This is a genomic window from Tunicatimonas sp., from assembly GCF_049647865.1.
GTDB lineage: Bacteria > Bacteroidota > Bacteroidia > Cytophagales > Cyclobacteriaceae > Tunicatimonas.
Genome location: NZ_JBARYM010000698.1, coordinates 1 through 2,403 on the forward strand (window position 1 = coordinate 1; position 2,403 = coordinate 2,403).

Here is a 2,403-nt window from a genome sequence, read left to right on the forward strand (position 1 = left end):
ATGTAGCAGTACTTTGTACCGATCAATTGGAACCACTTCATCGATGGGACATTACCCAGAAACTCGCTTCGCTGCTGAGAAACGAGATAGATTTAGTTGACTTGCAACAAGCCTCTACCGTAATGCAGTTTCAGGTAGTAAGCACGGGGGAACGTATTTACTGCCGCGACGAAAACGAGCTAGCTTGGTGGGAGTTAAAAGTTTACCAACTGTATCTGACCCTCAACGATGACCGTAAACCTATTTTAGAGGAGATTAAAAGAACGGGGACTATCTATGGGCGATGACGTTATTATCAACAAGGCAGCAACAGTGGAACGCTGCATCCAGCGCATTCAAGAAGATTATGATTCGGATTTTCGCACTAATTTTACCAAGCAAGATGCGGTGATTCTCAATCTAGAACGAGCCTGCCAAGCGTGTATTGATATTGCTGCTCATGTTGTAAAAAGTCGCAAATTTGGTATTCCTCAGACTACTCGAGATTTATTTGTTTTACTAGCGGAAAATCAGCTAATTTCAGTAGAACTTTCCAAAAATCTGCAAGGAATGGTTAGCTTCCGCAACATTGCGGTGCACGACTATACTTCCCTTAATTTAGATATTATAGTCAGTATCGTAGAAAAGCATTTAACCGACTTCACCACAATTCTGTTAAAGAATAATGGTTAATTTAGTAGGCTGAAAATATTACCTTTACCTGTTCACAACCTAATGATTATGATGTTTAAAAAAATTCTCGCCGCTACTATATTCTTTTCGCTAAGTACTAGTGTAGCATTTGCTCAGGATAATATTCAAGTACTGATTGTCGATGGCCAGAACAACCACGAACACTGGCCTAAAATTACCTACATGTTAAAGCAGCATATGGAAAATACTGATATGTTTTCCGTAGATGTGGCTCGCACCGCTTACACTTGGAAAGGAGAAGAATTTCTATCAGAGTTTACGATAGAAGGTGTAAGAGAAACTACTGTGCTGGAAGAACCTAAACCGGACCCTGACTTTCGCCCTGATTTCTCAGCCTACGATGTGGTGATTTGCAACTTTGGCTGGAACGCCGCCCCTTGGCCCGATAAGACTCAGCAAGATTTTGAGAAATATATAGAAGAAGGGGGAGGCCTAGTAGTAGTTCATGCGGCCGACAACTCCTTCCCGGAATGGAAAGCCTACAACCAAATGATTGGTTTGGGGGGCTGGGGCGACCGCAATGAAAAGGATGGCCCAATGGTTTATTATAATGATGCCGGAGAGTTAATACGAGACGATAGCCCCGGAAAAGGCGGAGCCCACGGTCCGCAGAGCGAATACCAAATTCAGATTAGAGAGCCTGATCATCCAATTACCCAGGGAATGCCCGAGGTATGGATGCACACCCAGGATGAACTCTATAATAGCCTTCGTGGCCCCGCCGAAAATATGGAAATACTAGCCACCGCTTATTCGGCCGAAGATTTGAAAGGAAGCGGTCGGCACGAACCGGCACTGATGGTACTTACTTACGGTGAAGGACGTATCTTTCATAATATTATGGGCCACGCCGATTACTCGGTAGCCTGCGTAGGCTTTTTGACCACCATGCTCCGGGGTACCGAATGGGCCGCTACCGGCGAAGTAACTCAGCCTATTCCTTCCGACTTTCCTACGGCTAACAGTTCTAGTTCAAGAGAAGTACTGGCGCGGGAGTAGAATATACTGTTGACTTATCTACCTTTTAGATTATATCACGTGCCGTAAGACTAGAGCGTCATATGGAAGAATATAATAGTAGGGAAACCTATTATATGGAAGCTGCTTTAGAAGTAAGTAAACGAGCACTGCCTGACTGCTTACCTAACCCACCGGTCGGATGCGTGGTTGTATATAGGGGCCAAATCATTGCTAAAGGATTTACCCAATCTCCGGGTAAATCCCATGCCGAAGTACATGCGTTATCTCAGATACCCGAAAACATAAATGAGTTAACGATCTACGTTACCTTAGAACCTTGTTCTTTCTACGGAAAAACTCCCTCTTGCGCAGAGACAATCGCTACCGATAATAGAATTAGCAAAGTAGTTGTAGCCATCATTGATCCCGATCCTAGAAATAACGGCAAGGGTATTAATATCATAAAATCAAAGGGTAAGGAGGTGATGCTTGGCATCTCCTCTGAAAGAGTAGTAAAGTTCTTACTTCCTTTTCTTTCAAAAAGTGATTAGGAGTACGTCAAAATTTTCAGAAAGCATGTAGCCGACAGTTATATATAGCTACCTTACAGTACCATCACATAAAATCACTAATGATGTTTGTGATGATTTTCTTCTACCATACCGGTACCAATCAGGCAACCAACAGCTTCGGTTTTAGCAACCAAAATAGGGTCACCTTGCAAATAGGCAGTTAACGCATCTTGCACAT

4 protein-coding genes are annotated in these 2,403 nt (G+C 43.3%); all 4 read left to right on the forward strand.

The annotated features are described in order from the left end of the window. Positions 1-287 (forward strand): type VII toxin-antitoxin system MntA family adenylyltransferase antitoxin (gene mntA / locus WBA23_RS20440; RefSeq protein ID WP_424584134.1); only part of this gene is annotated, 287 nt, incomplete at its 5' end. Then, positions 277-672: a type VII toxin-antitoxin system HepT family RNase toxin gene (gene hepT / locus WBA23_RS20445; RefSeq protein WP_424584135.1), complete on the forward strand. Its 396-nt coding sequence runs from the start codon at positions 277-279 to the stop codon at positions 670-672. The genes mntA and hepT, both read left to right, overlap by 11 nt. A 48-nt stretch (positions 673-720) precedes the next feature. Further along, the gene (locus WBA23_RS20450; protein ID WP_424584136.1) at positions 721-1,692 is read left to right on the forward strand and encodes a ThuA domain-containing protein; all 972 of its coding nucleotides are present in this window, start codon (positions 721-723) and stop codon (positions 1,690-1,692) included. A 62-nt stretch (positions 1,693-1,754) separates the two neighbouring features. Continuing rightward, positions 1,755-2,204, forward strand: a complete 450-nt coding sequence (locus WBA23_RS20455) for a bifunctional diaminohydroxyphosphoribosylaminopyrimidine deaminase/5-amino-6-(5-phosphoribosylamino)uracil reductase RibD (protein ID WP_424584137.1) — start codon at positions 1,755-1,757, stop codon at positions 2,202-2,204. Positions 2,205-2,403: the final 199 nt, after the last annotated feature.